The sequence below is a fragment of the Amycolatopsis sp. NPDC001319 genome (genome assembly GCF_042896185.1).
Classification (GTDB): Bacteria; Actinomycetota; Actinomycetes; order Mycobacteriales; family Pseudonocardiaceae; genus Amycolatopsis.
On the sequence record NZ_JBIAWY010000007.1, the window covers coordinates 437,841 to 458,071 of the forward strand.

Below are 20,231 nucleotides of genomic sequence, written 5' to 3' on the forward strand. Positions count from 1 at the left end.
CCATGGCTCGAACCCTGCCGGCCACCCGCGTCACCAGGGCAGCTCGCCCACCTACCTCCGTCCGACCCCGAGTTGCTTCCCGGGTCGGTTCGTTGCCGTACAGCAGCGAAGTACAGCAACCGCACCGACGCTCAGCGCCCGCGATCGACCAGCGACGACCCTCTGACCTCGGCAAAGACCGGCAACGGCGTTCGTGCTGATAGTTCGCATCGAGAAGGTCAGGGGTTCGATTCCCCTCAGCTCCATGTCACTCGGGGCGAGTTGTGTTCGCTGAAAACGCGAACTGGCTCGCTCCGTTTTGTTTTCTGGGGGTGCAAACCCCCAGGCCCCGCCCGGGGAGGGCTTCGCCCCCCGGACCCCCCGCTGTGGTTGCGTCGGGGAGGTAAGTCGTGGTGGTTTGCGCGGCTTCCCATTTGAGTGTCAGGGATTGTTCCGTCGGCTACCCAGTTCGGGCAGCCCGCCTGCGACGGCATCGTTGCGGACAGCTTCGAAGTGCGGCGATGGTGGTTGCATGTCACAGGGTCGTGACGGGGGGAGCGGCGCGGGCCTCGGTGTATCGCCGGTGTATCGGAAAGTGGATACGGGGCCGCAACGTGGGGGTGCGTTGACTGGGCCGCATGAGGCACAGGGAAGCGGTGCGGCCGGGGGCGGCTGCCGCGGTGGGGACCGGGGTTGCCGTTTACGGGTGTGAGCCGGATGAGGCGGCGTTGTTCCGGGCGTTGGCGGAGAAGTGCGGGGTGGCGCTGGGGATCACGGCGGAGGCGCTCAACGAAGCCAATACGGCGCTGGAGGTGGGGAATCGGTGTGTCAGTGTGGGGCACAAGACGAAGGTTCAGAACTCCGCGTTGCTGGCGTTGAGCCGGGCCGGGGTGAGGTATGTGTCGACGCGGAGTGTGGGGTTCGACCACATTGACGTGGAGTACGCGAAGAGCGTCGGGATCACCGTGGAGGGTGTGGCGTATTCGCCGGACAGTGTGGCCGATTACGCGGTGATGCTGATGTTGATGGCGGTGCGGAATGCGAAAGCCGTGATCAGGCGGGCGGATGTGCATGATTATCGGCTGGCCGAGGTGCGGGGGAAAGAGCTGCGGGATCTGACCGTCGGGGTGATCGGGACGGGGCGGATCGGGGCGGCGGTGATCGATCGGTTGCGCGGGTTCGGGGGCAACGTCATCGCGTATGACAGCCGGCCGCGGAGTTCGGCGGATTACGTGCCGCTGGAGGAGTTGCTGGGGTTGAGCGACATCGTCACGTTGCACACGCCCCTGGATGCGGGGACGTATCACCTGCTGGACCGGGCGCGGATCGCGCAGCTGAAGTGTGGCGCGGTTGTGGTCAACACCGGGAGAGGGGCCTTGATCGAAACCGCCGCGCTGCTCGCGGCGCTGGAAGGTGGCAGGTTGGGTGGTGCGGCGCTGGACGTCCTCGAAGGGGAAGAGGGAGTGTTCTACGCCGATTGCCGGGACAAGGTGATCGAAAGCGAAGCGCTGGTGCGGTTGCAGCGCATGCCGAATGTGCTGATCAGTCCGCACACCGCCTATTACACGGATCACGCGCTGAGCGACACCGTCGAGAACAGTCTGGCCAATTGCTTGAACTTCGAAAGCGGGGACGTGGCGTGAACAGAATCAGAATCGGCATCATCTTCGGGGGCACGTCCGAAGAACACCCCGTGTCGATCAAATCCGCGCAGGAGGTGGCCAGGAACCTGGACGCCGACAAGTACGAGGCGTTCTGGATCGGGATCACCCAGGGTGGCGCGTGGCGGCTGTGCGCGGGCCCCGGTGACGGCTGGGAAACGGGCGGATACCGCCCCGTCACGTTGTCGCCCGATCGGAGCGTGCCCGGGTTGCACGTGCTGGAGGAGGGGCGCTACGAGGTGATCGACCTGGACGTCGTGCTGCCGGTTCTGCACGGCCGTCACGGCGAGGACGGGGCGATGCAAGGGTTGCTGGAGCTGTCCGGCATCCCGTACGTGGGGTGTGACGTGCCCAGTTCCGTGCTGTGTATCGACAAGTCGTTGGCCTACACCGTCGTCGCGGCGGCGGGGATCGCGACGCCGACGTGCCGGGTTGCCGCCGAACACCAAAACCCCGGCGAGCTGAACTACCCCGTGTTCGTCAAGCCGGCCCGGTCGGGGTCGTCGTTCGGGGTCAGCAAGGTGTCCGGGCCCGAAGAGCTGGCGAGTGCCGTCGAAGTCGCGCGGAAGTACGACGAGAAGGTGCTCATCGAGGACGCCGTCGTCGGCAGCGAGGTCGGGTGTGCGGTGCTGGGGAACGAGCTGGAGCTGACCGTCGGTGAAGTGGACCAGATCACGCTGTCGCACGGGTTCTTCCGGATCCACCAGGAAGTCGACCCGGAAAGTGGTTCCGAGAACTCGACGGTGACCGTGCCGGCCGACATCTCGCCGGAGGCGCGCGAGTTGGTGCAGGAGACGGCGAAGGCGATCTATCGCGCCCTCGGCTGCCGGGGCCTGGCGCGGGTGGACATGTTCCTCACCGACGGCGGAACGGTGGCCCTCAACGAGGTCAACACTTTCCCCGGCCTGACCGCCTACAGCCGCTACCCGCGGATGATGGCGGCCGCGGGCCTGTCGTTCGCCGAGGTGCTCGACCGGGCCGTGTCGCTGGCGATGACGGGGAAGGTCCAGTGAACGAGGACTTCGCCTTCGTCGACGAGGTGGTGCCGGGAATCCGCTGGGACGCCAAGTACGCCACCTGGGACAACTTCACCGGCAAGCCCGTGGACGGGTACCTGGTCAATCGCATCGTCGGCACCACGGCGTTGTGCGCGGCTCTGACAAGTGCGCACGAGAAGGCCGCGTCCCTCGGCTTCGGACTGCTCCTGTGGGACGGTTATCGTCCGCAACGCGCCGTGGACCGGTTCGTGCGCTGGTCGAGGGAGCCCGACGACGGCCGGACGAAACGGCGGCACTACCCGAACATCGGGCGCGCCGAGATGTTCGAGAAGGGTTATGTGGCAGCGAAATCGGGCCACAGCCGGGGCAGCACCGTCGACCTGACGCTGTACCACCTGGCCACCGGCGAGCTCGCGGCCATGGGCGGCGACCACGACCTGATGGACACGATCTCCCACCACGGCGCGCCGGGCATCACCGACGCCGAAACCGGGAACCGGCAGCACCTCCGCGCCATCATGGAGTCCTGCGGCTTCGCGTCCTACGAATGCGAATGGTGGCACTACACGCTGAAAGCCGAGCCTTTCCCGGACACCTACTTCGATTTCCCCGTCACCTGGCCGAGCCTGAAGAAGTCCGCGTGACGCCACCGCGTGTCGTCGTCGCCGGCGGCCATTCGGCGGGGCACATCGAACCCGCGATGAACCTCGCCGACGCGGTGCGCCGGCTGGAGCCGACGGCGGAGATCACCGCCCTCGGCACCGTCCGCGGGCTGGACACCACGCTCATCCCGGTTCGCGGCTACTCACTCGAACTCATCCCGCCGGCGCCGTTGCCGCGCAAGCTGGGCCCGGATCTGCTGCGCACGCCGGGCCGGCTGCGTGACTCCGTGCGCGCGGCCGGGGCGGTGCTCGACGGGGTGCGGGCCGACGTCGTGGTGGGTTTCGGCGGGTACGTCGCCGTTGCGGCCTACCTCGCGGCCCGCGCAAGGAGGCTGCCGATCGTCGTCCACGAGGCGAACGCACGACCCGGCGTGGCCAACCGGTTGGCCACGCGGCTGACGACCCACGTGTTCACCGCCGCCCCCGGGGTTCGGCTGAAGCACGCCACCGCAGTAGGGATCCCACTGCGCCCGGCGATCAGCGCGCTCGACCGGCCCGCCTTGCGTAAAGAGGCCCGCCGACGGTTCGGCCTGCGCCCCGACGGGCCGGTGCTCCTGGCGACCGGCGGTTCGCAGGGCGCCGGGACGATCAACGCCGCGGTGTCCGGCGCGGCTGCCGCGTTCAACGCGGCCGGGGTGCAGGTCCTGCACATCACCGGGCCGCGCCACGTCGTCGAGGTACCAGACGGCGCCCACGTCGTCGTTCCCTACGTCGACGAGATGGCCGACGCCTACGCCGCGGCCGATTTCGTGCTCTGCCGTTCGGGAGCGATGACCTGCGCGGAGCTGGCCGCGGTCGGGCTGCCGGCCGCGTACGTCCCGTTGCCGTTGCGTGGCGGCGAGCAGCGGCTGAACGCCGAAGCGGTCGTCGCGGCGGGCGGCGGGCTGTTCGTCGACGACGCGGACCTCGACCCGGACTGGATCGAGGCCACCGTGATCCCGATCCTCACCGATCCCGTACGGCTCCGCGCGATGTCGGCCCGGGCGTCGGCGGCCGGCGCACCGGACGCGGGCCTGACCCTGGCCCGCCACGTCCTCACCGCGGCGAGGGCAGCTGCACCGTGACCCGCAGGCCGCCGCCGGGCAGCGGCGCGAGGCTGAGGATTCCGTCGTGCGCTCGCGTGATGCTCCGGACGATGGCCAGCCCGAGGCCGACCCCGGCGTGCGCACCGCGGACGCGTTCGGTGCCGCGCTGGAACGGCTCGGTGAGCGTCCAGACCAGCTGCGGGCTGAGTTTCTCCCCGGTGTTCTCGACGGTCAGCATCACGAACCCCGACCGCACGGCCGTCTCGATCCGCACGCTGCCGTGCTCGGGGCGGTTGTGGACGATCGCGTTGTGCACCAGGTTCGTGGTCAGCTGCAGCAGAAGCGCGGGTGAGCCGTCGGCGGGCGTGACGTCCCCGACCGTCTCCAGGGTCACGCGGTGCTCCTCCGCGAACGGCAGCAGCGTCTCGGTGGCTTCCTCCGCGATGAGCGACAAGTCGACCGGCTCGCGCCTGAACGACCGCTGGTCGGTGCGGCTGAGCAGCAGCAACGCCTCCGTCAGCTCGATCGCCCGCGCGTTCACGGTGTGCAGGCGTTCGACGAGCTCGCCCGGGTCGCTGTCCGGGTCCTGGCGGGCGACGTCGAGCAGAGCCTGCGAGATCGCCAGCGGCGTACGCAGCTCGTGAGACGCGTTGGCGGCGAACCGCCGCTGCTCGACGACGTGGGCTTCGAGCCGTTCGAGCATGGCGTCGAAAGCGTCGGCGAGCTCGCGGAACTCGTCCTCGCGGCCCCGCAGCCGGATCCGGTGGGACAGCGAGCCGTGCGCGGCCACGCGGGTGGCGTCGGTGATGCGGGTCAGCGGCTTGAGCATGCGCCCGGCGAGGATCCACCCGCCCACCAGGCCGAAGACCAGCAGGAACACGAGCACCATGACCGCCGCCGGCCCGAAGACGGCCGGGCCGAAGTTGCGCGGGTTGAAGGCGCGCAGGAAGTTCGAAAAGCTGAGCACGCCGACGTCGCCGGTGGGCCGGTCCCGCAACAGGAACATCCACACGGCGGCGAGCAGCAGGACCCCGGCGATCATGAGGAACCCGGCGTAGCTGAGCGTGAGCTTGAGCCGGACGCTCAGCCCCGGCGGCCTAGTCATGGTCCACACCACCGGGGTCGATGCGGTAGCCGACGCCCGCCACCGTCGCGATGATCCACGGCTCGCCGAGCCGTTTGCGCAGCGCCGAAACGGTGATGCGCACGGCGTTGGTGAACGGGTCGGCGTTCTCGTCCCACGCGCGTTCCAGCAGGTCTTCGGCGCTGACGACCCCGCCTTCGGCCTCGACGAGCACCTCGAGCACCGCGAACTGCTTGCGGGTGAGCGCGACGTAGCGGCCGTCGCGGTAGACCTCGCGGCGGAACGGGTCCAGCCGCAGGCCGGCGATCTCCCGCACGGGCGGCCGGCTGTGGGCGCGCCGGCGGTCGAGCGCTCTGAGGCGGAGCACGAGCTCCCGCAGCTCGAAGGGCTTCGTGAGGTAGTCGTCGGCGCCGAGCTCGAACCCGGACGCCTTGTCGTCGAGCCGGTCCGCGGCGGTGAGCATGATGATCGGCGTGCCGCTGCCCGACGCGACGATCCGCTTGGCGACCTCGTCCCCGGACGGCCCGGGGATGTCGCGGTCGAGCACGGCGATGTCGTACGCGTTGACGCCCAGCAGCTCCAGCGCGGTGTCCCCGTCCCCGGCGACGTCCGCGGCGATCGCCTCCAGCCGCAGCCCGGCGCGGATCGCGTCGGCCAGGTAGGGCTCGTCCTCGACCACCAGCACCCGCATGCTCCGATGCTACGAGCCGGTCCCTATCGCCGGCATATCGAAAATCTCGAACGCGCCGGCAACACAATGCTCCCTTCACTGGCGGCATGCCCTACCTCGAAACCCGGCCGCCCCGGTCCCACGGCGCCGTCCCCGTTCCGGTAACGGTCTTCGACGACGGGGCCGCCGCCGTGGTGAATCTCGATCCCGCCCTGCTGGCCGCGTTGCGCCGGGCCGCTTCGGTCGCCGCCGCCGAGGGCGTCGAGATCCTCGTCAACGGCGGCTGGCGGTCACCGGAGTACCAGGAGTGGCTGCTCATGGACGCCGTGGCGCGCTACGGCTCGGCGGCCGAGGCCGCGCGGTGGGTGGCCACTCCGGACACTTCCGCGCACGTGTCGGGGCACGCGGTGGATGTCGGCCCGTCGGCGGCTCGGGTGTGGTTGTCGGAGCATGGTTCGCGGTTTGGGTTGTGTCAGATCTACCGGAACGAACCGTGGCATTACGAGCTACGGCTGGAGGCGGTTGAGGGTGGTTGTCCGCCGATGTATGCGGATCCGTCGGAAGATCCACGAATGAGGCGGTGACGGGGCTTTCCTCGGGATACGCTGTTCGCGAAGGTCAGGTCGCGACGGGGAGGCCGCACGCTGATATGGCAAGGAAACCGGGCGACCTCGGCTCAGTGGGCGCGGTTTCGTGTCACGTGGTGCGCACGGATCGTCCGTGGGAAGCCGGAATCGACGCCATCGTCATTTCCGTCGGCGGCACATTCGGCACGCTCGGGCACGCGGTCAGCCGCGAGTTTCCCGAAGTCGACTGGGCTGCGATCGAATTCGACTCGATCACGCCGGGGCTGCCACAAGTCCTCGATCTGCGCGACAGCGTCACCGGTTCGCTGCGGTTCGCCCTGCTCGCGACACCGCACGACGGTGGCTCTTTCCAAGACCCGACGCTTCCTGCGATCGCCACTTCCACCGAAGCCGTCGTGCAGGCGGCGGCAAAGGCCGGCGCGGTCGCCTTGGGCTTGCCGCTGCTGGGCGCGGGCAGCCTCGGTTTCGAGCCGGACGCAGTTGCTGCCGTAGCGATTCCTGCGGCGGTGAAGGCGCTTCAAGGCCTCGACGGTGGAAGTCTCCAGCGGCTGGTTTTCCTCTGCCTCGACAGCGCGACGGAAGACGCGATCCGTGCGGCCTGGAGTGGTGAGACAAGTGCGGCCGACCTGGCCGGTGGCGTTTCGAGTGATCGGGTCGACCCCAACGTCGGGATTCCGCTCGACCGCGACCGCCTCGGCGTCGCCCCGTACGTGTCCATGATGGCCACGGTGATCGCCGACCGCAGCACCCCATTGCCTTTGTCCGTCGGGGTTTTCGGCGAGTGGGGCTCGGGCAAGAGCTACTTCATGGGGCTGCTGCGGGAAGAGGTGGGCCGGCTGGCGAGCTCCGGCAACCGCGCCTACACGCACGAGGTCGTGCAGATCGGCTTCAACGCCTGGCACTACGCCGACGCCAACCTGTGGGCCAGCCTCGGCGACGAGATCTTCCGCCAGCTCGCCGGCCCCGGTCCGAGTGCGCAGGAACGCCGCGTGAAGCTGCGGCAGGAACTCAGCGGACGGCTCGAGCAGGCCAAGGAACTCGAGGACGCCAAGCACCAGGCACAGACCACGGTCGCGAAGCTCCAGGCCGACGTCGACAAAGCCACTTCGAGGCGCGAAACCACCGGGAAAGCCCTCGTCCACGCGTTGGCGGGCTCCCGGCAGGTGTGGCGGCACCTCGGCGTTCAGGACGAGGCCGAGCAAGGCGCGTTGCTGGTCGAGCAGTTGCGCGGCGCGCTGACTGAGGCCGACGCGCTGCGGAGGTCGCCCAAGGACCGCTGGGGCAAGGTCGCGCTGGCCGCGGCCGCGGTGATCCTGCTGGTGGGCTTCCTCGTCGCGGTGGTCGCGCCGGCGGCGTGGCAGTGGCTGACGGCGGCGGGCGCCGGGTTCGTCGCCGTGGCCGGCACCGGGATCGCGTTCCTGGCCCGGGCCAGGTCGGGAATCCAGGCGCTGCGCGAACTCGGTGACCAGCTGCGCAGCGGGATGGACCAGGCGTCGCCGGAGGTCGCCGGGCTGCTGGACGAGATCCGCAGGACCGAGGCCGACCAGCGGGTCGCCGAGGCCCAGCTGGACGAGGTCGTGGCTCGCGTCGGTGAGCTCGGCCGGCAGCTGACCGAGCTGACGCCGGGCCGAAGTCTCTACACCTTCCTGGCCGAACGCGCGCGCGACGACTCCTACCGACGCAACCTCGGCCTCGTCTCGACGATCCGGAAGGACTTCGAGCAGCTCGTCGAGCTGATGGCCGACTGGCGAGCGCATCCCGAGCCGGGCGGGAAGGCGATCGACCGGATCGTGCTGTACATCGACGACCTCGACCGGTGCAGCTCGCGGCAGGTGGTCGAGGTGCTCGAAGCGATACACCTGCTGCTCGCGCTGGAACTGTTCGTGGTGGTGGTCGGAGTCGACCCCCGGTGGCTGGTGCGGTCGCTGAGCAGCCACTACGACGAGATCCTCGCCGAGACGCCGGGCGGCGGGCACGTGACGCCCGAGGACTATCTGGAGAAGATCATCAACCTGCCGCTGGTTCTGCCCGGCATGTCGTCGGGAAGCCTGCGCCGGTTGCTGCGCTCGCTCGTGCCGGAACAGACCACTCGAGCCCGATCCGTCACCGAGCTGCCGTCCCCGCCGCCGGTTGCGCAGGAGGCGGTTCCGGACATCGAAGCCGGATCCGAAGTAGACAGTCGACGGCGGCCCGAGCGAGCCGTGAAACCACCACGTCCGCTCACCGACCGGGAGATCGAGCTGTTGTCCTCCTTGGACCGGCTGGTTGCCACGCCGCGCGAGGCGAAACGGCTGTTCAACTTCTACCGGATGCTCCGCTCGACCCGGGATCTCTCCGAGGTGTCGCGGTTCCTCGGTGAAGACGGGGAACCGGGCGAATACCAGGTGGTCGTCGCACTGCTCGGCTTGCTGACCGCGCCGGCCCCTTTGCTGGGCAAAGCGTTGGACGGTGCCGCCGACGCGAGCCGGTCGGTCCGCGGCGGTCTGGCCCGCCGGTCGAGCGAAGCGACGTGGGCCGGGTTCGTCGCCGATTGCGAGCCCCAGCGCGAGGGCGAGCGATGGGGGAACGCGGTTGTCGGCGCCCTGAGCGAAGAGGAAGCGCGCGTCTGGCTTCGGTTGCATCGAGGACTTGCGCAGGCGTCGGCCGCGCTGGAGGTCGACCGCTTGGCCCGTTTCCAGAAGTGGGTTCCGGTGATCCGCCGGTTCTCCTACGTGCTCTCGCCCGCGGCCTGAGCTCAGGCCGGGATACGAGCCGATTCACCAGGTGTGTCGGCGCCGAAGCGGGTGATGTCCGTGGCGAGGTCGAGGGGGCCGTTGTGGGCGCGGTCGGCGGGCGTGATCCGGGACTGGGGGACCAGCCAGCAGATCTCGAACTCCAGGCCGTCCGGGTCTTTGGCGTAGAGGGCTTTCGTGGTGCCGTGGTCGGTGGAGCCCACGAGGGCGCCGGCGGTCTGCAGGGCGCCGAGGTAGGTCTGGAGGTCGGCGAGGGTGGGGACTTCCCAGGCGAGGTGGTACAGGCCGACGGAACCGGCGGGGGCCGCGGCGGCGTCCGGGAGGGTGAAGAGGCCCAGGTCGTGGTCGTTGTGGGAGTCGGGGGCCTGGAGGAAGACGGCGCGGTCCGAGGTGTGCACCGCGCGGAAGCCCAGGACGTCGACGTAGAAGGCGCTGCTGCGGGCGGCGTCGCGGACCCAGAGGACGGCGTGGTTCAGGCCTCGGATCGGCATGGTGACTCCTTCATGGCAACGACAACGGCAACTTCAGAGTGGCAGCGCGAACGCGGAACCGCCGTCGTGCCACCACTTCCGGTAGAAGCGCGAGTCCTCGACCAGCGCGAGGTACCCGGCCTCGATCTTGGCACACATCTCGTCCACCAGTGAAGCGATCGGGGAGTCGGTGCGCCACGCGAGGACGAGCTCGCGGTAGAGCGGGGTGCCGGTCAGCGACACCGTCGAGATGCCCGTGCGGTCGGTGCCGATGGGGTAGAGCAGGCAGATCGCGCGGCCCTCGGCGGTGAGGGCGAACGCGACGTGCGCCTCGTTGGTCAGGTGCGTGATGCGCTGGTCGAAGCCGGCCGACGCGCAGGTGCGGGCGAAGAACTCGTTCATCCCGCTGTCGTCGGGGTCGGGCATCACCCAGCGTTCGTCGGCCAGTTCGGCGAGCGCGACCTCGCCGCGCGCGGCCAGGGCGTGGTCTTCCGCGACGCCGATGAAAAACGGTTCCCGCAGCAGCAGGCGGTGTTCGACGCCGTCGGGCGGGATCAGGGGGAAGCCCGGGAACGCGCGCATCACGGCGACGTCCAGCTCACCTGAGCGCAGCAAGGCCGTCAGCGCACTCGTTTCGCGGATTGTGCGGCTGGTGACCTCGCGCCGGGGCAGCATGGTCGTCAACGCGTTCACCAGGAGGCTGAACTGCTGCGCCGGAATCCCGCCGACGCGAACGGGCGCGCCCGCTTCGTGTTGTGCGTTGAGGCGCGCGGCGCGTTGCAGGGCGTCGAAGCCGTGCAGCACTTTCTGTGCGTCGCGCACCAGTTCCGTGCCGGTGTGGGTGGGCAGCACGCCTTCGGCCGAACGGACGAACAGCGGCCCGCCGAGGAACTGCTCGATCCGTTTGAGCTGCGTGGTCACCGCCGGCTGCGTGAGGTGCAGGCGGCCCGCGGCTCTGCGCAGGCTGCCGGCCTCGGCGATCGCGACCACGAGCTCGAGGTGCCGGATTTCCAGGCGCATGGGGAAAACATTATCGCCGGATGCAATAGGGCCGATCCCGTGATGATCATGGCCACACCGCATCGTGCCTGGTTACGGTGCCCGGCGTGACATCTCTGGTCCCCGTTCCGCTCATCGGGAAAACGACGCTTCCCGTCCTGTTCTCCGACGACGTGCTGCAGCGGTTCCTCGACGCGGCGGCCATCGAATACGCGTTCATCACGCCCGAGGAACCGAGACCGTGTTTCGCCGTGCTGCTGGGCACCTTCGCCGACGACGCGCTGATCGTCTCGGACCTCGCGTTCGGCCGCAACGCGCGGGTCACCGACCCGAGCGCGCGTGAGGAATTCACGACCACGATCGTGCCGAAATTCGGCTCCGCGTATGAGAATTCGGTGCGCGCGTGGTGGCTGGATCCGGCCGATCTGCTGCGCATCACCCGCGAAGCCGACGCGCGTGGTCTGGACGTGCTCGGGTCCGTTCACCTGCACCCCGACTGGCACCGCCTCGGGCCCGAATGCGAACGCGGCCGCCCGCTGAGCGAACGCCCGACGCCCATGGACGCGTACGTCTTCCGCAGCGCGGGCTGGCCGCTCAACGTCGTGTGTTACCTCGAACGCCGGCACGGCGACTTCTACTACTCGCTGGCCGCGTGGAACGGCGACTGCGAATCGCTGCCACTGCGCGTGGGGATGGTGACGGCGTGAACGAGTCGATTCGCGCTCTCTGGCAGACGATGACCGACGGCTGGGCAAACGGCGACGCAACGCAGTTCGCGTCCGTCTTCGCGTCCGACGTCGACTTCGTCAACGTGCGCGGCGAAGCACTCGTCGGCCGCGAAGCCGTGGAGACGGGGCACGCGCAGCTGTTCGCCACGGCCTACCGCGGCACGACGTTGTCCGCCGAAGTCACGTTGATCCGCCCCCTGTCGCCGGTGCTTTCGCTCGTGCACGCGACGTCGGAGATCGGGCCCGCCGGCGTGGTGACGCACGCGCAAGCCGTGGTCCGCCACGACGGCGATCCGACGATCGCCGCTTTACACAACATGATCCCGAAGGGACCCACCGCATGACCCGCCCCCGCCTGCGTCACCTCGCCTTCGTCGTGCAGGACGCGAAGCGCATGGCCGCCTTCTACTGCGAGCAGTTCGGCATGGAGCTGTTCCACACCGACCCCGACGGCAGCCACTTCGTGACCGACGGCTACCTCAACCTGGCGCTCATCCAGCAGCAGCTCGACGGCGACGTCGCCACCGGCTTCAACCACTTCGGTTTCCGGGTCTCGGAAATCCCGCCGATCGCCGAGAAGCTCGCCGAAGCGGGCGTCCCCCGGCCGGTACTGCGCGGCGGGGACCGCCCGTTCGCCGAGTACCGCGCGATCGACCCGGAAGGCAACTGGTTCGACCTGTCCGAACACGGTTTCCTGCCGCCGCGCCTCGAGGAGTAGCTACCGCAACGCGGCCACGAGGTCGGTCGCGATGCGGTGCTCCACGTCCGCGGGCACGGGCTGCACCTCGTCGGCCAGCCCGCCCGCGGCGACCGCGGCGAGGCTGCGGGCCTGCAGCGTGAGGCCGAGGTCCATGGCCTGGATGGAGTTCCCGTTGGCGGCCGTGAGGTTGAGCATCCGGCCCTGGTCGAGCAGCACGATCTCACGGCCGTCGTCGAGGACGTGGCCCGTGCGTCGCGAGGGCGCGCCGTACTCGACGGTGCGGACGGTCTTCTCGGCGAGCGCCGCCCGGTCGATCTCCCACGCGAAGTGCCCGACGCCGGCGAGCACCGCGCCGTCGTGCGCCGCGAGCTCGGCCGCACCCAGCACCCCCGGGTGGCCGGTGGCGGTGAAGACCAGCTGCGCGTCGGCGACGACCTCGGTGGCGGAGCCGACGCTGTGGCCGTTGAGGATCGCCTCCAGCGCGCGCATCGGGTCGGTGTCGCAGACCGAAACACGCGCGCCGAGCCGGCTCAACGTGTCGGCGACGCCCTTGCCGCACGGCCCGTATCCGAGCACCGCGGCCCGCATCCCGGGCACCATGAGGTTGGTGGCGTTGAGGAAGCCCTGCACCACGCTCTGCCCGACGCCGAACTCGTTCTCCACCAGGAGCTTCAGCCGCGAGTCGTTGATCACGACCACGGGCTTGCCGAGCCGTGCTTTCGTTTCACGCAGCCGGATTCCACCCGTGGTGGTCTCCTCGGTGCCGCCGAGATAACCCGCCGGAGTACCGGAGCCGAGGAGCGAAACGGTGAGGTCGCCGCCGTTGTCCAGCGTGAGGTCGGGCTCGACTTCCAGCACTCGTTCGATGTTGCGGGCGTGCTCGGCCTCGCCGTCGCCGCGGCGGGTGAACACGGCGACGCCCAGCTCCGCGAGCGCGTCGGCGACGTCGTCGTGGGTGGTGCCGGGCGAGCCGGTGAGCCGCACGTCGACGCCGGCACGCACGAGCAGCGTCACGAGCGCGGCGGTCTTCGGCTCCACGTGCAGGCACATCGCCAGCCGCTTGCCGGCGAGCACCGGGGTCAGTTCGGCGACCGCCTGCGCGGTGAGCGGCATGTGCTTGAGCGCCCAGGCCGTGGCGGGATGGGTTTCGGGCATGACGGTGTTCCTCTTCGGTTGTGGTGACGTTCGAACGGGGACGGACGACGTCGTCAGCCGTAGAAGTCACACCGGTAGGAGTGGTCGCCGAAGATCGGCGTCACGAGCTCCTGCCGACGAGTGCACACATCACCACGATAGCCGAGGTCAGAGCGGGTGCTCCAGCCACACGTTCGGCTCCACGTACACCCCGAGGTCCTGCGCCACCGATCCCAGCACGGGCGCGATCCCGCCGGGCACGGTCGTGAGGCCGTCGCCGGGCCGCACGCCGGTCCACTCCTCCCACTGGTCCAGCGTGCCCGTGACGGTCATCGCGAACGGCGCGATCTTCACCAGCCGCGCGCCCAGCCGTTCGTGGTTGCGCAGCCACGGATCCGCCGGCCGGCCCTGCTCGTCCCGCCGGGCGACGTAGTCCACAATGGACTCGACGGCGTGGTCGGCCTTGCCCGTCGGCCGTACCGGAACCACGAGCCGCGACAGCCCCGCGTGCCGGGCCCGGTTCTTCAGCTCCGTGAGCGCCAGCGCCGCGACGCCCTGGCCCCGAGCGCGCTCGGCGACGTTGACCTCCAGCGCCACCAGCGTGGTCGGCTCGCGATCGTCCATCACGTCCTGCGCGGCCCACAGCAGCGCACCGTCCCAGCCGTGGTCGGGCAGCTCGGTGCGCTCTTCCGTCGGGAACGCCACGGGGATCGCCGCCGCGCGGGCCACCGGCACGTCGTCTTCCAGCAGCACCAGGAAGAACTCCGGCCAGCGCGCAGCCAACCGCACCGACGCGGCGAGGTCGCCGATCACGTCGTGCGCCAGGAACTCCCCGCCGACCACGCCCAGTTCCAGCGCGGGCCGCCGCAGGTCCGGACGCGTCGCGAGGTCCTCGACGCGCACGGCCGGCTCGCCGCTCACGACCGGGCACCGCTTCTCCCGCCGGAAGCCGAGGGCGGCTCCGGGCGAGGGACGAGGTGACCGGCAACGTTCATGGCTCGCAGGGTAAACCGTGCATCCTCGGGACAGCCCCAGAATTCGTCATCGCACCGGCAGGGCCTGCCTGCGCCGGGCCAGCGCGGCCGGGTCGAGTGTGGCGCGCGTGCCCGCCTGATGGCCTTCGCGGTACCCCGAACCGGAGAGCCGGCGCGGCGCGGCCGCGCGCAGGTCGCCGTACTCGCGGTCGAACGCACTCTGCACGAGCGTGTTCCGGTCGCGCACCACCAGCTCCGCCGACTGCCCGCCCGACCCCGGGTGCTCGCGCGCCGCCGTGTCCTCGGCCCGCACCAGCCGATCGTGGACGGCGCGCGCGAAGCCGTGCAGCCACGTGCGGCGGTACGCGGCGAGCGACTCGCGGAACACCCGGTCGTCGGGCCGCACGCGGGTGAGCTGGGTGCTCGCCTGCAGCAGCAGGCTCGTGAACAGCAGCTCCACGCGCCCGAGATCGGATTTGAAGCCGAACACCGTGACCGCGTCCACGCCTTGGCCCACGCGGTGCAGCAACGTGCGGCAGCGCAACGGGTACGCGATGTTCGTGAGCAGGCTCGCCTTGTCGCGGCTGTACGGGTTTTCGATGGGGATCTTCAGCACGGTGATGTCGTCCGAGCCCTGCCCGGCGGCGGCGAGCATCGCGTTGTCGATGCCGTACCGGGCGATCAGCTCGGCCGCCTTCGTGTTGTACAGCTCGGCTTCTTCCGCGGTCACCGCCGGGTCTTCGGCCTTGGCGAGCAGCTTGCGGATGCGCTCCAGCTGCGTGTCGTGGGCGGGCATGATCCCCCTCTCCTGCTGGGCCGGGCCCGGGCGGGCCGGCGTGGGGTCCAAGGTAGGCGCGGGGTACGACAATATTCGATCAGGTGTTCGGACGCGTGGCAGGGTGCCCGCGTGTCGATACGATCCGTGAGTGGATTCGTCCGGGGATTCTCCTGACGTGCCGGACGCCGTGGTCGTCGGCTCCGGCCCCAACGGCCTGGCCGCCGCCGTGCTGCTCGCCCGCGCCGGTCTCGCGGTCGACCTGCACGAAACCGCGGCGGAGCTCGGCGGGGGCGCGCGCTCGGCGCGGCTGTTCGACGCCGACGTGGTCCACGACGTCTGCTCGGCCGTGCACCCGATGGCCGTCGCTTCGCCGTTCTTCCAGGGCTTCGACCTCGCCGCGCACGGCGTCGAGCTGTGCCGGCCCGAAGTCGCGTACGGGCACCCCGTCGACGAGCGGCGCACCGGCCTCGCGTACGCGGACCTCGACCGCACCTGCGACCGCCTCGGCGCCGACAGCGAGCGCTGGCGCCGCCTGATGGGGCCGCTCGTCGAGCACACCGCCGAGATCGTCGATCTGCTGCTGGGTGACCTGCGACGTCCACCGCGGCCGTCCATCGCCGCCCTGCTCGCGCCGCGGATCCTCGCGCTCGGCACCGGCGTCGACGAGATCCTGTTCCGCGGCCCCGAAGCCCCCGCGCTGCTCGCCGGCGTGGCCGCGCACCCGATGGGCCCGCTGCCGTCGCTGGTCGGCGGCGGCACGGCCCTGCTGCTCGGGCACCTCGCGCACGCCGGTGGCTGGCCGGTTCCGCGTGGCGGCACGCAGGTGCTCACCGACGCGCTCGCCGCCGATTTCGTCGCGCACGGCGGCCGGGTCCACACCTCCAGCCGGGTGACGGACCTGCGGGAGTTCACGAAAACGCGTGCCGTGCTGCTCGATGTCAGTCCGCGTGGCCTGCTCGAACTCGCGGGACCCTTCGCGCCACCCGGCTACCGTCGCGCGCTCGAGAACGTGCGTTACGGACCGGGGGCGGCGAAGGTCGACTTCCTCGTGTCGGAGCCGATTCCGTGGCGCGAGCCGGAGCTGGCGAAGGCCGCGACCGTCCACATCGGAGGGACGGCCGCGCAGGTCCGCGCGAGTGAGAACACCGTGGCCGGCGGGCGGCGCGCCGAGGAGCCGTACGTGCTGCTCGCCCAGCCGATGGCCGCCGATCCCTCGCGCGGACTTCCGCACAAGCAGCCGATCTGGGCCTATGCCCACGTGCCCAACGGCGATCCCCTCGACGCCACCGACGTCGTCCGTCGTCGCATCGAACGTTTCGCTCCCGGCTTCAGCGACACGATCCTCGCGTCACGTGCGATTCCCGCGACCGAGCTGGAGAGCTACAACGCGAACTACGTCGGCGGCGACATCTCCGGCGCCGCCGTGACGCTGCGGCAGCTGCTCGCCCGCCCGGTCGTCCGCTGGAATCCCCACACGACCCCGTTGCGTGGTGTCTACCTGTGCTCCAGCGCGACCCCGCCGGGCCCGGGCGTGCACGGCATGGCCGGCCTGCACGCCGCGAAAACCGCGCTGCGGCGCGAATTCGGCCTCGCGCTGCCCGCCGGCTGGTGATCAGCCGCGCGGGCGGTCACCCACCCCGGTACACCGGCGGAGAACCGCCTACCACCAGCGCGGTAGGCGCGTACGGTTGGCGGTTCGTCCGGATAGCGAAACGGCCACCCATTCGGCGTTGCCCTGCCCCCGCCGAGCGTCAGCCCAGGTACGCGTCGAGCGTCACCGCGAGGGCCGATTCCGGCGACGGGGCGAAGCTGGCGCCCGCCAGGCCACCCCACAGCCAGAGCTGCGCGAGCCCGTGCAGCGCCGCCCACAGTGAAGCGGCGACGAGCCGCGGGTCGGTCCCCGGCTTGAGCCGGTCGTCGTGCGCGGCTTCGCGGTCGAGGCGCACGAGGTCGGCGAAGTAGTCGAAGACGGCGCTGCTCGCAGCCACGAGCCCGGGTTCGGCCGGGTCGATGAGGTCACGGCGGAACATGAGCTCGAACATCGCGGGGTTGGCCAGGGCGAAGGCCACGTACGCGTGGCAGGCGGCCGTCACGCGCTCGCGCGGGTTGCCCTCGGGCAGCTTCGCACCGCGTTCGAGCAGCTGCGCGAAGCCGAGCGTCGCGACGGCCGACAACAGCTCGGCGCGGCCGGAGAAGTGCCGCAGCGGCGCACCGTGGGAGACGCCGGCGGCTTTCGCGATGCCCCGCAACGTCACCGCGTCCACGCCTTCGTCGGCGAGCAGGGTCTCCGCGGTGGTGATCAGCCGCTGGCGGGCGCTCATAGCTGCGCTTCGGAGAACGCGACGGGCAGCAGGTCGGGGCGCTTGGGGAAAAAGCCGTCGCCGGGCGAGCGGCCGATCAGGCGGTTGTGCAGGCGGGTGACGGCGACCGGCACGACCTCCTGCCAGAACCACTGCAGGTCCGCGCGCAGGCTCGGGCGCGCGGGGAAGCCGGGGAGTGGCTGGAGCCAGCCGTTGTCGTGGCCGATGTGGAGGCGGTCGAGCACGTGGCCGGCCACGCGCAGGTGGCCCGCCTCGGACAGGTGCAGGCGGTCGGGGCCGAAGTAGCGCGAGTCGTGGGCGGCGTGGTCGGGCCACAGGTCCACGAGCTTGGCGCCGTAGCTCACCGACGCTTCGCGGATGGCGTCGTTGAGGGCGGTCACGCGCGGGTGCATGCGCGCGCCGAAGGGCATGCGGTGGGCGATGTCGCTCAAGGTGAAGGTGACCACGGTGGGCGCGATGTGCGTGCACCGGCGGATCGCCGCGTCCACGCGGCGCGCGACCGTGCGGGCGTTCCAGCCGCCGCTCATCACGTCGTTGCCGCCGCCGAACAGGGCGATCAGGTCGGGCTCGTGCCGCTCGGCGGCGGGCAGCTGCTCGACGATGATCTGGTCGAGCCGCCGGCCGCGCACCGCGAGGTTGGCGTAGCGGAACTCGGGCTCGTCCCGCGCCAGCCGGCCCGCGACGAAGTCCGCCCAGCCCCGGTACTGGCTGTGGTCCGGGTACGGATCGTCGAGCCCTTCGGCGCAGCTGTCGCCGACGGCGACGAATTTCTGAAAGCCCATGTCGATCTCCGTAACCCGTGGTTCACCTTGTAGACACTGTCTATCAAACTCTAGTAGACGGTGTCTACGTGAGGTTCACTTCTTCACGGTGTCCTGTCCGGCTGAAGTCGTCGGTGTCCGGACCTTGCCGGGGCCGTGAGGCGGGGTGCCAACGCAACCGGCATGTCAGAGACCAGGCGTTCGGCGCCGCCGAGGCACTTGACTCGGTGCGTGACAGGCTCGCGTCATGATCGATGATGTCGCGAAGGAGTACTTGCACAGCGATCTGCGAGAGCTCCGCGAGGTGATGCGTTGAAACTCGAAGGGCTGGGTGAGTACGAGATCCGCCGCCCCCTGACCCAGACCGGAACCAACCTCCTTGGGCTGGTCAAGCACCTGGCGCTCTCGGAATCCCGGTACTTCGGCGAAGTCTTCGACCGGCCGTTCGCCGAACCCCTGCCCCGATGGGACGACCTCGGGCAACGCGGCGCTGACATGTGGGCCACCGAGCTCGAGACGCGTGAGGAGATCATCGGCCGCTACCGACGCGTCTGGGCGCACTCCGACGCGACGATCGCGGCTCTGGACATCGATTCGCCTGGTCACGTGCCCTGGTGGCCGCGACCGCAGGTGATGCTGTTCAACGTTCTGGTCCACCTGCTCGCCGAGACCAGCCGGCACGCCGGACACGCCGACATCCTGCGCGAACAACTGGACGGCTCGACCGGCACGGCCGCCGACTACGCCACCCGGCAGCGCGACGCGGCGTTCTGGGAAGTCCGGCGCATCCAGATCGAGCAAGCCGCCGCAGCAGCCGTCGCCAAGCCTCAGCACGGCCTTCAGTCGTAACGGTGAGCGGGTTCGTCCGGGCAGGACATCACCGCCCGGCCCCGACCGCGAAGTCGACGTGCTCCGTGCCGCCGCTGACATCGCCGAGGCCGTGGGTCTGTCCGAAGGCACCGTCCGCAACCACCTGTCCGCGGCGATTGGCAAGACCCGGGCCCGCACCCGCGCGGAAGCCGCCCGGCTCGCCGAGGACAACGGCTGGCTGTGACCCGGTGCCGGTTGGCTTGGGGTTCACTCGGGTGGGTTTGCCGAGATATATCGTTCGGCGATACGTTGGTGGCATGGCGATGTCCGAGCAGGTCTTCTTCATCCTCACCGCGCTGGTCGGCGAGCCGCGCCACGGCTACGGCATCGTCGGCGAAGTCGCGGACCTGTCAGAGGGGCGGGTGAAGCTCAAGGTCGGCACGCTCTACGGCGCCCTCGACCGCCTCACCGCGGAGGGCCTCGTGGAGCACGACCGCGAAGAGGTCCAGCAGGGCAGGCTGCGCCGCTACTACCGCCTGACCCGCTCCGGCGCCGACGCCGTCGCCGCCGAGGCCGCCCGCCAACACGCCAACGCCCAGGCGGCAACGGCCCGCCTCCGCGGCTGGCAGGCAAGACACGCGTGAACCTCGTTCGCGACGGTGCCCGAGCCGCCCGGCGGCTACTGCCGCGGTGATACCGGGCACGGTGGGCGGAGGACGTTTCCTGGTGGGCGAACTGGGGCTGGTCGAGGTCGGTTCGGCCGGAAACCCTTTTACGGCGGGGGAAATCGCCGCCGACGGCGCGGCTGGGCTCGACCGCGCCGGGCCGTCGGGTGATGGCCGCGCGGGGGTTCGCTGACGGTGGGTCCGCTGGGGCGCCTGGCTTCGGTCGGCATGGTCCGGCACGAGACATCGGAATTCCAGTGCTCCCAGGCGAAACAGTCAGCAAGGTCGGCACTGCTGCCGGGATGGGCTTACGTGGTCCCGGGTGCCCCCGGAAACGGTGTGGCCGCAAGTGAAGCAGCCGGGGAGGCCGGTCCTGTTGCCGAGCCGCGGCGGCGTTTGCTCGCCAATTGTGCGCAGGAAAGCGAACTTCCCGGCGCGGCCGCGGCCGGGTGGCGAGACACGGAGGGCCGGAACCCCTGCCATGGCAAGTGAA

20 protein-coding genes and 2 pseudogenes are annotated in these 20,231 nt (G+C 70.3%); 13 read left to right on the plus strand and 9 right to left on the minus strand.

Translation table 11 applies throughout. The features are described 5' to 3' along the window. Positions 1–617: 617 nt before the first annotated feature. Genes ACFY1H_RS28570 through ACFY1H_RS28585 form a run of 4 tightly spaced genes read left to right on the plus strand, consistent with a single transcriptional unit; the run spans position 618 to position 4,364 of the window. Positions 618–1,622 (plus strand): D-isomer specific 2-hydroxyacid dehydrogenase family protein, encoded by a 1,005-nt coding sequence (locus tag ACFY1H_RS28570; RefSeq protein WP_386951264.1) that lies wholly within the window; start codon positions 618–620, stop codon positions 1,620–1,622. Beyond that, positions 1,619–2,653, plus strand: coding sequence for a D-alanine--(R)-lactate ligase (vanA, locus tag ACFY1H_RS28575; RefSeq protein WP_386951267.1), 1,035 nt, complete (start codon positions 1,619–1,621; stop codon positions 2,651–2,653). Before ACFY1H_RS28570 ends, vanA begins: the two co-directional genes overlap by 4 nt. Further along, positions 2,650–3,282, plus strand: a complete 633-nt coding sequence (vanX, locus tag ACFY1H_RS28580; RefSeq protein WP_386951269.1) for a D-Ala-D-Ala dipeptidase VanX — start codon at positions 2,650–2,652, stop codon at positions 3,280–3,282. The genes vanA and vanX overlap by 4 nt, the downstream gene beginning before the upstream one ends. Then, complete coding sequence (locus tag ACFY1H_RS28585; protein ID WP_386951272.1) at positions 3,279–4,364, plus strand: glycosyltransferase; 1,086 nt, start codon at positions 3,279–3,281, stop codon at positions 4,362–4,364. The genes vanX and ACFY1H_RS28585 overlap by 4 nt, the downstream gene beginning before the upstream one ends. Here the strand turns inward: ACFY1H_RS28585 and ACFY1H_RS28590 are convergent. After that, on the minus strand, positions 4,336–5,430 hold the full coding sequence (locus ACFY1H_RS28590; RefSeq protein ID WP_386951275.1) for a sensor histidine kinase: 1,095 nt from the start codon (positions 5,428–5,430) through the stop codon (positions 4,336–4,338). The two genes, ACFY1H_RS28585 and ACFY1H_RS28590, sit on opposite strands and share 29 nt — an antisense overlap. Next, positions 5,423–6,100, minus strand: a complete 678-nt coding sequence (locus ACFY1H_RS28595; protein WP_386951278.1) for a response regulator transcription factor — start codon at positions 6,098–6,100, stop codon at positions 5,423–5,425. The genes ACFY1H_RS28590 and ACFY1H_RS28595 overlap by 8 nt, the downstream gene beginning before the upstream one ends. An 86-nt stretch (positions 6,101–6,186) precedes the next feature. Here ACFY1H_RS28595 and ACFY1H_RS28600 point away from each other — a divergent pair, with 86 nt between their 5' ends. Both ACFY1H_RS28600 and ACFY1H_RS28605 read left to right on the plus strand, forming a co-directional pair. Further along, complete coding sequence (locus tag ACFY1H_RS28600; RefSeq protein ID WP_386951281.1) at positions 6,187–6,663, plus strand: M15 family metallopeptidase; 477 nt, start codon at positions 6,187–6,189, stop codon at positions 6,661–6,663. Between the two features lie 119 nt (positions 6,664–6,782). Further along, positions 6,783–9,398, plus strand: coding sequence for a P-loop NTPase fold protein (locus tag ACFY1H_RS28605; RefSeq protein ID WP_386951284.1), 2,616 nt, complete (start codon positions 6,783–6,785; stop codon positions 9,396–9,398). A 2-nt stretch (positions 9,399–9,400) separates the two neighbouring features. Here the strand turns inward: ACFY1H_RS28605 and ACFY1H_RS28610 are convergent, their stop codons facing one another. Both ACFY1H_RS28610 and ACFY1H_RS28615 read right to left on the minus strand, forming a co-directional pair. Next, entirely contained in the window at positions 9,401–9,889 is a 489-nt protein-coding gene (locus tag ACFY1H_RS28610) for a VOC family protein (RefSeq protein WP_386951287.1), read from the minus strand. 33 nt (positions 9,890–9,922) lie between these two features. Beyond that, the gene (locus tag ACFY1H_RS28615; protein ID WP_386951290.1) at positions 9,923–10,888 is read right to left on the minus strand and encodes a LysR family transcriptional regulator; all 966 of its coding nucleotides are present in this window, start codon (positions 10,886–10,888) and stop codon (positions 9,923–9,925) included. 86 nt (positions 10,889–10,974) lie between these two features. On the opposite strand from ACFY1H_RS28615, the gene ACFY1H_RS28620 reads away from it, so the two are divergent. From ACFY1H_RS28620 to ACFY1H_RS28630, 3 genes are read left to right on the plus strand one after another with little or no spacing between them, the layout of a single operon-like run. Beyond that, positions 10,975–11,574, plus strand: coding sequence for a hypothetical protein (locus ACFY1H_RS28620; protein WP_366584667.1), 600 nt, complete (start codon positions 10,975–10,977; stop codon positions 11,572–11,574). Then, positions 11,571–11,939: an SgcJ/EcaC family oxidoreductase gene (locus ACFY1H_RS28625; protein WP_386951293.1), complete on the plus strand. Its 369-nt coding sequence runs from the start codon at positions 11,571–11,573 to the stop codon at positions 11,937–11,939. Before ACFY1H_RS28620 ends, ACFY1H_RS28625 begins: the two co-directional genes overlap by 4 nt. Further along, positions 11,936–12,313 (plus strand): VOC family protein, encoded by a 378-nt coding sequence (locus ACFY1H_RS28630; protein ID WP_386951296.1) that lies wholly within the window; start codon positions 11,936–11,938, stop codon positions 12,311–12,313. Before ACFY1H_RS28625 ends, ACFY1H_RS28630 begins: the two co-directional genes overlap by 4 nt. On the opposite strand, the gene ACFY1H_RS28635 is transcribed toward ACFY1H_RS28630, so the two are convergent. The 3 genes from ACFY1H_RS28635 to ACFY1H_RS28645 form a co-directional block, all read right to left on the minus strand. Beyond that, positions 12,314–13,450 (minus strand): adenosylhomocysteinase, encoded by a 1,137-nt coding sequence (locus ACFY1H_RS28635; RefSeq protein WP_386951299.1) that lies wholly within the window; start codon positions 13,448–13,450, stop codon positions 12,314–12,316. A 147-nt stretch (positions 13,451–13,597) separates the two neighbouring features. Continuing rightward, positions 13,598–14,332 (minus strand): GNAT family N-acetyltransferase, encoded by a 735-nt coding sequence (locus ACFY1H_RS28640; RefSeq protein WP_386951405.1) that lies wholly within the window; start codon positions 14,330–14,332, stop codon positions 13,598–13,600. A 138-nt stretch (positions 14,333–14,470) separates the two neighbouring features. Beyond that, positions 14,471–15,199 (minus strand): DUF2786 domain-containing protein, encoded by a 729-nt coding sequence (locus tag ACFY1H_RS28645; RefSeq protein WP_364049244.1) that lies wholly within the window; start codon positions 15,197–15,199, stop codon positions 14,471–14,473. Between the two features lie 130 nt (positions 15,200–15,329). Between ACFY1H_RS28645 and ACFY1H_RS28650 the strand changes: the two genes are divergently transcribed. After that, positions 15,330–16,793, plus strand: coding sequence for a phytoene desaturase family protein (locus ACFY1H_RS28650; protein WP_386951301.1), 1,464 nt, complete (start codon positions 15,330–15,332; stop codon positions 16,791–16,793). 139 nt (positions 16,794–16,932) lie between these two features. On the opposite strand, the gene ACFY1H_RS28655 is transcribed toward ACFY1H_RS28650, so the two are convergent. Together ACFY1H_RS28655 and ACFY1H_RS28660 are read right to left on the minus strand one after the other, a co-directional pair. Then, positions 16,933–17,502 carry a TetR/AcrR family transcriptional regulator gene (locus ACFY1H_RS28655; RefSeq protein WP_220244346.1) on the minus strand — a complete coding sequence of 190 codons (570 nt, stop codon included), beginning with the start codon at positions 17,500–17,502 and terminating at the stop codon, positions 16,933–16,935. Continuing rightward, entirely contained in the window at positions 17,499–18,284 is a 786-nt protein-coding gene (locus tag ACFY1H_RS28660) for an SGNH/GDSL hydrolase family protein (protein WP_366584654.1), read from the minus strand. Before ACFY1H_RS28660 ends, ACFY1H_RS28655 begins: the two co-directional genes overlap by 4 nt. A gap of 226 nt (positions 18,285–18,510) precedes the next feature. Here ACFY1H_RS28660 and ACFY1H_RS28665 point away from each other — a divergent pair. The 3 genes and pseudogenes from ACFY1H_RS28665 to ACFY1H_RS28675 all read left to right on the plus strand — a co-directional run bounded on the left by ACFY1H_RS28665 (position 18,511) and on the right by ACFY1H_RS28675 (position 19,717). Further along, positions 18,511–19,112: pseudogene (locus ACFY1H_RS28665) on the plus strand (DinB family protein). 46 nt (positions 19,113–19,158) lie between these two features. Continuing rightward, positions 19,159–19,317, plus strand: a pseudogene (locus ACFY1H_RS28670) (LuxR C-terminal-related transcriptional regulator); the annotation flags it as partial. A gap of 73 nt (positions 19,318–19,390) precedes the next feature. Continuing rightward, complete coding sequence (locus ACFY1H_RS28675; RefSeq protein ID WP_386951306.1) at positions 19,391–19,717, plus strand: PadR family transcriptional regulator; 327 nt, start codon at positions 19,391–19,393, stop codon at positions 19,715–19,717. Positions 19,718–20,231: the final 514 nt, after the last annotated feature.